General features: G+C 68.3%; 6 protein-coding genes. All 6 read left to right on the plus strand.

Annotated elements, in window-relative coordinates; genetic code table 11:
- Position 1: 1 nt before the first annotated feature.
- The 6 genes from EDC25_RS07820 to EDC25_RS07845 all read left to right on the plus strand — a co-directional run bounded on the left by EDC25_RS07820 (position 2) and on the right by EDC25_RS07845 (position 6525).
- The gene (locus EDC25_RS07820; RefSeq protein WP_164483999.1) at positions 2-1639 is read left to right on the plus strand and encodes a patatin-like phospholipase family protein; all 1638 of its coding nucleotides are present in this window, start codon (positions 2-4) and stop codon (positions 1637-1639) included.
- 46 nt (positions 1640-1685) lie between these two features.
- Positions 1686-2129 carry a hypothetical protein gene (locus EDC25_RS07825; protein WP_123521722.1) on the plus strand — a complete coding sequence of 148 codons (444 nt, stop codon included), beginning with the start codon at positions 1686-1688 and terminating at the stop codon, positions 2127-2129.
- Positions 2130-2173: 44 nt separating this feature from the next.
- On the plus strand, positions 2174-3964 hold the full coding sequence (locus EDC25_RS07830; protein WP_123521723.1) for an acyl-CoA dehydrogenase C-terminal domain-containing protein: 1791 nt from the start codon (positions 2174-2176) through the stop codon (positions 3962-3964).
- Positions 3965-4365: 401 nt separating this feature from the next.
- Positions 4366-4644: a 50S ribosomal protein L32 gene (locus EDC25_RS15160; RefSeq protein ID WP_377602863.1), complete on the plus strand. Its 279-nt coding sequence runs from the start codon at positions 4366-4368 to the stop codon at positions 4642-4644.
- Between the two features lie 403 nt (positions 4645-5047).
- Positions 5048-6061 carry a collagen-like protein gene (locus tag EDC25_RS07840; protein WP_123521725.1) on the plus strand — a complete coding sequence of 338 codons (1014 nt, stop codon included), beginning with the start codon at positions 5048-5050 and terminating at the stop codon, positions 6059-6061.
- A gap of 161 nt (positions 6062-6222) precedes the next feature.
- Positions 6223-6525 (plus strand): hypothetical protein, encoded by a 303-nt coding sequence (locus EDC25_RS07845; protein ID WP_123521726.1) that lies wholly within the window; start codon positions 6223-6225, stop codon positions 6523-6525.
- Positions 6526-6936 lie beyond the last annotated feature (411 nt).

The raw sequence follows: 6936 nt of genomic DNA on the forward strand, positions 1-6936 counted from the left end.
CATGAATGACCTGCCTGTCCACGACATCGGCCTGGTGATGGCCGGCGCGGTGTCGGCCGGCGCCTACAGTGCCGGGGTGATCGACTTTTTCGTCGAGGCCATGGACGCGCTGGCCCAGGCGCAGCAGCGCGACGATCCACGGGCGCCGTCGCATCGCGTCCGTCTTGGTGCGATCACAGGCGCCTCGGGTGGCGCGATGACCGCAGGCATCCTGGCCGCCATCCTCGCCGGACGCGCACATCGACCGGTCCGCGAGCCCGATCCCGGCACATCACTGGACGACAACGCCCTGTTTGAAAGCTGGGTCAACCGCATCGACGCCGAGGTGCTGCTTGATACCGGCGACCTGCAGCGCGAGGAAGGTCGCCTGTGGTCGATCCTCAACGGCGATGTGCTGCACAGCATTGCAAAGGCGGCAGTGCCGGATGGCGCCGGCCGCGCACCGAAGCCCTGGCTGGCGCCGGACCTGCGGCTGGCAATGACGCTCACCAACCTCCGTGGCGTTCCCTACAACCTCGGCGTCGGCGGTGTGGACGATCAACCCCGGCCCGGCTATGGCATGCGCCGGCATGCCGACGCACTGGCATTCGCGCTGGGGAGCGAGAACGATGCCCCGGGCCGCGTCGGACTGGACTGGGCGATGCGCGGCGAAGGCTGGGCGCGCCTGCGCCTGGCGGCCCTGGCGTCCGGCGCCTTTCCGCTGGTGCTGCCGCCCCTGCAGGTGCAACGGCCTGGCAGCGACTACCGCGCACGCCTCTGGCCCTTCGCCGGCGTCCCCGATGATCCGGGCCGGTATCGTCCGCTGCCGCCACACTGGGGCGACGCCGGCGAGCCGGAGCGATACAGCTTTCTTGCCGTGGACGGCGGGATGATCGACAACAAGCCCGTTGCCCTGGGCCGCGAGCTGCTGGTCGGCGTGCCGCCCAGGTTGCCGGAGTCGCCGGTCGCCGGCCGCACCCTGATCGCCGTCGATCCGTTTCCGGACGTCGCCGACTTCCGCGGAGACGAGGCGCCGCCGGAAGGCCTGCTCGATGTCGGTCGCGCCCTGCTGACCGCGATGAAGAACCAGACCCGCTTCAAGCCCGAAGAGCTGCTGACCGCCGTCGATGATCCACATGCACACCGGCAGCTCATTGCGCCGTCACGTCGGGAACACGGCGAGCGGGCGGCGCATCCGCTGGCCGGTGGATCGCTGGACGGATTCGGCGGCTTCCTCGACCGCGGCTTCCGCCTGCACGATTTCCACCTCGGCCGCTGCAACGCCCAGCGCTTCTTCCGCGAGCACCTGCGCCTGCCCGGCACGCATCCGCTGTTCGCTGCCTGGAGTGCCGCGCAACGGCAGGCACATGCCGACAGCCGCGGCCGCCTGCCCGTGCTGCCACTGCTTGGCACTGCTGCCAGGCCCCTGCCGATGCCCGCCTGGCCACGCCTGCCCGACGGGCGCCTGGACCAGCTGGCGCACCTGCTGCGCCGGCGCTCGCGGGAACTGATGCCGCTCGCCGTGGACCACCTGCTTGCGCGCAGCTCGCGCCCGATGCGCTGGGTGACGCGCGTGCTGGCGCGGCGCCAGAGCCGCGGCTGGGTCGCCGCACTGATCGACCACATCCGCCGGGATTTGCTGCGCCGCGGCCAGCTTTGAGCGCGACTCCGGCTAGACTATTCGCCAGCGTATGGAGACACCCCGCATGACCGTTCGCATCCTGTTCCTGTCACTGGCCACGCTTGCGCTCGGCGCCTGCACACCCGGCCGCCCCAAGGAGCGCATCAACCCGCCCGCCGTGTCGATCCAGGAGCTGCGGATCGAGGAAGGCCGCTGCCACCTGCAGCTTCGCGTACACAACCACTCCAGCGTGTCGATGCATTTCCGCAACGTGCAGCTGGACGAGTTCGAAGTCGATGGCCGGGACCTGGCGCCGCTGTCGTTCGATGCCGATCGCGAGATTCCGCCCTACATCGGCGAGCCGATCCTGCGTGAGCTGCCCTGCCCGGACATGACGCCGGATGCCAGCGAGCTGGTCTACACACTGTCTGGCCTGATCACCACCGACAAACCCACCAGCCGCCGTTTCGACGTCCGGCACCAGAGCCGCCTGCTGCCCGTGCCGGGCCTGCCGTCGACCTATCGCTGACCGTTTTCCACGTCCTTAAACCTGCGCATCCGGAACGTCCCACCATGAACAACTACCGCTCGCCGCTCAACGACCTGCGCTTCGTCCTCCATCACGTGCTCAAGGCGCCCGAAGTCCTGGCGACGCTGCCGGCGCATGCCGAAACCGGGGCTGAGATCATCGACGCCGTGCTCGAGGAAGGCGGCCGGTTCTGCGACCAGGTCATTGGCCCGCTATATCAGGAAGGCGACAAGGGCTGCCGCTTCGAGAACGGCGGCGTCACCACGCCAAAGGGTTTCAGGGCCGCCTTCCAGGCCTTCACCGAAGGCGGCTGGAGCGGCCTGACCGCGCCGGCGGAAGAAGGCGGCCAGGGCCTGCCCTACGTGCTCGACGGCGCGTTCAAGGAACTGATCAATGGCGCCAACGTCGCCTGGGGCACCTTCCCGCTGCTCGGCCACGGCGCCGTCGAGGCGCTGCGGCACTACGGCGAAGACTGGCAGAAGCAGGTGTTCCTGGCGCCGCTGGTGGACGGGCGCTGGACCGGCACCATGTGCCTGACCGAGCCGCACTGCGGCACCGACCTGGGCCTGCTGAAGACGAAGGCCGAGCCGCTGGGTGACGGCCGCTATGCGATCAGCGGCCAGAAGATCTTCATCACCGCCGGCGAGCACGACATGACGGACAACATCGTCCACCTCGTACTCGCGCGCCTGCCCGATGCGCCCGCCGGCGTGAAGGGCATCTCGCTGTTCGTGGTTCCGAAATTCAAGGTCGATCGCGAAGGCAACGTCGGCGAGCGCAATGCTGTCGCCTGCGGCTCGATCGAGCACAAGATGGGCCTGCACGGCTCGGCCACCTGCGTCATGAACTTCGATGCTGCCGAAGGCTGGATGGTCGGCGCGCCGAACAAGGGCCTGTCGGCGATGTTCGTGATGATGAACTCGGCGCGCCTGGGTGTCGGCCTGCAGGGCCTGGGCCTGATCGAACGCGCCTGGCAGAACGCGCTGGCCTACGCCTACGACCGCCTGCAGATGCGTGCCGCCGGGGGCGCCGCCTATCCCGACAAACCGGCTGATCCCCTGATCGTGCATCCGGACATCCGCCGCATGCTGCTGACTTGCCGCGCCTTCGCCGAAGGCGGCCGCGTGCTGGCCCTGTACGCCACGCTGCAGGCCGACGTCGCGCACAACGCCGGCGACGAGGCCGCGCGCGCCGAGGCCGACACCGTCGTCAGCTTCCTGACCCCGATCGTCAAGGGCCTGCTCACCGAAGCGGCCGTGGAATGCGCCTACCACGCCCAGCAGGTTTACGGCGGTCACGGTTACATCGCCGAATGGGGCATGGACCAGATCGCCCGCGACGCGCGCATCACGACGATCTACGAGGGCACGACGCAGATCCAGGCACTGGACCTGATCGGCCGCAAGACCCTGATGGCGAACGGCGCCGGCCTGAAGCTGGTACTCGGTCGCATCGCCGCGTTCTGCAAGGAAAACGCCGGAAATGCCGCGCTCGCCGAGTTCCTGCCAGTGCTGGCCAAGCGGGCCGAACAATGGGGCGAACTGACCCAGCGGATCGGCGCAAAGGCAGCCGGCGATGCCAATGTCGCACCGGCCGCCGCTTACGACTACCTGTTCTACTCGGGCTACCTGACCCTCGCCTGGTGCTGGGCACAGCGCGTCGCCGCCGCCGAAGCGTCATCGGCCAGCGCCGCCTTCAAGCAGGCCCAGCGAGAAGTCGCCCGTTTCTACTTCGCCAAGCTGCTGCCGCGCGCCGACTACCACGCCGCCGCCATCGACGCCGGCCCGGCCGCGCTGATGGCGCTGGCTGACGCCGACGTGGGGGTGCAGAGCTGATCGGCCACGCTCCTCGGCCTGGTGACGGCCAGCCGGCCTTGCTGTCCAGCAGCAGTCGATAGCGAGGCTGCGGCTGGGGCGGCCGTCTGGGAATCCACGATTCCGGGGCGATTTCGGATCAAGGATACGGAGTCCCGACCAGGGTCAGCCCCAAATCGGCACGGCCGGGCGGTTTCAAGTCGGCGCCGGCAGGCTGCGCGGCAGCACTGCCCATCGCCCAGATGCGCGCGGCCGGGCGCAGCGCCGGGCTGCGCCACCGGCGCCCGCCTCGGCTGGCGGACTTTTGGATCTTCCAGGACTCGGTCAACAACCGCGCGGAATCGGAAATTGCCTGACTACCCGATCCTTGGCCGGGTCCACGCCAGCTGGATCCGCAAAGGCCGGAACGGCGATGGCAGTGGCTGGCAAAACCGACGCCATGGCGGCGTGACATCCGTCGCCGACACTGGAAAGCAACCGCCCCAGCGAGCGCAATCGCTGTTGACGATGACCGAGGCCACCTTGGTCGCCACGGCACCGCGGCACCAGGCGCTGGCGCGCTGGAACGGGCCCGGCAAGTGCGGGGATCGGCATCGCGCGGGGCGGAAGCATCCACGCGATTCCGCGTCTCGAACCTGGCGCCCGATGTGGTCGATCGATCGCAGGACCCGCTTGCCCGCGCGCTGCAGGGTATCGGGTGATAACCACTTACCGGGCCATTTTTCCAATCGCTTTGTCAACGTGGTCCGGGTCCATCCTGCCCGATCACGCACGCGCGTGCCCTTTCGCGGGCTGCACCTTCTTGCGCCTTGACTGCCTCGGCGTTTTTTGACGTTGCCTGCAGCGAGACGCCGGGCGTTTTCCCCCGCCGACGATCCCACCGGGAAACCGGACTGGAGACCTCCTGGCCCTTTGAGCGCAGGCCTCTGCGCTGTGGTGTGGTGTGGTCACCGCCGTCCCTGACCAACGCAGCTCCGTTGCGCGCTTCGTGCCCCTTCACGCTGCCCCCGCGATAGGACTCCGCGCTTTTCTGCGCTTTACGGAATAGGCACGGGCGGTGAGCACCGCGTGCCAGGACTGCGAACGGTTTTCGAGGGGAATGCCATGAAAAAGGGAATGGGTCTGATGATGCTGGCGCTGCTCGGCGCGGGTGTGCTGCACGCACAGGTGCCGCAGCTTCCGGATTTCACCTACCAGGGGCGGTTGACGCAGAACGGCCTGCCGGCGAACGGCGAGTTCGACCTGGAGTTCGCGCTGTACGACGCGGAAAGTGGTGGCAACGCGATCGGCACGGCGCAGAGCGAGCCGGGGTATCCGGTCAGCGACGGGGTGTTCTCGGTGGCGCTGGCGTTTCCGGGTGCGTTCACGGGTACGCAGCTGTGGCTGGAGGTGCGGGTGAACGGCGTGCCGCTGTTGCCGCGCCAGCCGGTGTCGACGACCCCGGTGGCGCAGTACGCGCTGGACGGCAACCCGGGGCCTCAGGGCCCGGCGGGTCCCGCCGGTCCGCAGGGTGAGCCGGGTCCGCAAGGATCCATTGGCCCGCAAGGCCCGGCCGGTCCACAAGGTCCTGCTGGTCCCCAGGGCGATGCCGGTCCACCTGGGCCAGCCGGAGAACCGGGTCCGCAGGGTGCGCAGGGACCTGCCGGCCCGGAAGGACCAGCCGGTCCACAAGGTCCGGTTGGCGGTGGCTACCGCTGGGTCGACGCGAACGGCCAGCCGGTGCGCATCCTGCGGCCGGAAGCGGTCAACGGAGACATGCGGTTCTGGTTTGTCGATCCTGCCACGAACCGGATTTGGGCGTACGAAGGGGGTAGCCTCAGGGCCGCAATGCCCGGTGTGCGCTGGTACTATTCGGGACCTGCCTGCACGGGCGACCGCTACATGGTGCCCTTCCCGAGCAACATGATCTATTCGGTCGAGGGTTCGACGACCCAGTTCCGCTGGCTGACCTCGTTTACGCCGGTGAGCAACGTGACCTACCAGTCGCGCACACCAGGCTGCACGTCTGACAGCGGCATGCTTCAGAACGCCATCCGGTTCACCAACTTCCCGTTTTCCAACACGCCCATCGAGTTGCCGTTCGCGCTGCCGCTGAGCCTGCAGCCTCAACCGATGTAGGCGTGTTTCGGCCGCCTGCGGGACCTGTCCTGCCACGCACCTAGCTTGCGTCGTGGCGTGACAGGCCAGGTTCCGGCGACGGCCCGATGGACTTTGATGCCGGCCCGCGGAATCGGGCGGAACCGCGCCGGCACACCGGATCCGCCCGAGGGGAGAAGGACATGACCTGGTTGATTCGCATGACCCTCTGCGCAGCGTTGGGCAGTTCGATCGCATGCGCTGCGGCTGTGGCCGTTGCCGCGACGCCACGCGGCGGTGACTACGCAGTCGAGGACGCGCTCATCGCCGGCGGTGGCGCCGCGCAGGCACGCGGCGGCTGCTTCGAACTGTCGGCAACGATCGCACAGGCGACGGTGGGCGCGGCATCCGGCGGTAACTACGCGCTGGCCTCGGGATTCTGGACGCGTCCGGTCACGCATCCGGATCAGCTGCTGCGTACCGGCTTCGAGGGATGTGCGCCATGAAGACGAGGAGGCGCCTGAGCAATGGCTGGCGCTGCTCTGCGCCGGCGTGCTGTACGCACAGGTGCCTCAGCTTCCCGATTTCACCTGCCAAGGGGCGCTTGACGCAGAACGACCTGCCGGCGAAAGGCGAGCTCGACCCGGAGCTCGCGCTGTACATCGGGAAAGTGGAGGCAACGCGATCGGTACGGTGCAGAGCAAGCCGGGGTATGACGCTCGTGCCCAATGGACGGACCGAGGGTTGCATCGTCACAAGCCAGACAACACGTAAGCTCCCCCGTAAGCTTCCCTGTCAAGCAGACACTTCAAAAGTGGCTCGTCGCGGATTCGTGTGGGTGATTTCGGGCCTTGGAGGTTGCCAAGGTCCCTGTAATCCAGCCATCTTGTGGGCGCAGGAAGGCGGTCGATTCCTGC

The organism is Pseudofulvimonas gallinarii (genome assembly GCF_004343305.1).
Lineage (GTDB): Bacteria > Pseudomonadota > Gammaproteobacteria > Xanthomonadales > UBA2363 > Pseudofulvimonas > Pseudofulvimonas gallinarii.

Coding starts and splice junctions, on each gene's coding strand:
- EDC25_RS07830 (WP_123521723.1), top strand. CDS start 2,174: ATGAACAACTACCGCTCGCCGCTCAACGACCTGCGCTTCGTCCTCCAT.
- EDC25_RS07840 (WP_123521725.1), top strand. CDS start 5,048: ATGAAAAAGGGAATGGGTCTGATGATGCTGGCGCTGCTCGGCGCGGGT.
- EDC25_RS07825 (WP_123521722.1), top strand. CDS start 1,686: ATGACCGTTCGCATCCTGTTCCTGTCACTGGCCACGCTTGCGCTCGGC.
- EDC25_RS07845 (WP_123521726.1), top strand. CDS start 6,223: ATGACCTGGTTGATTCGCATGACCCTCTGCGCAGCGTTGGGCAGTTCG.
- EDC25_RS07820 (WP_164483999.1), top strand. CDS start 2: ATGAATGACCTGCCTGTCCACGACATCGGCCTGGTGATGGCCGGCGCG.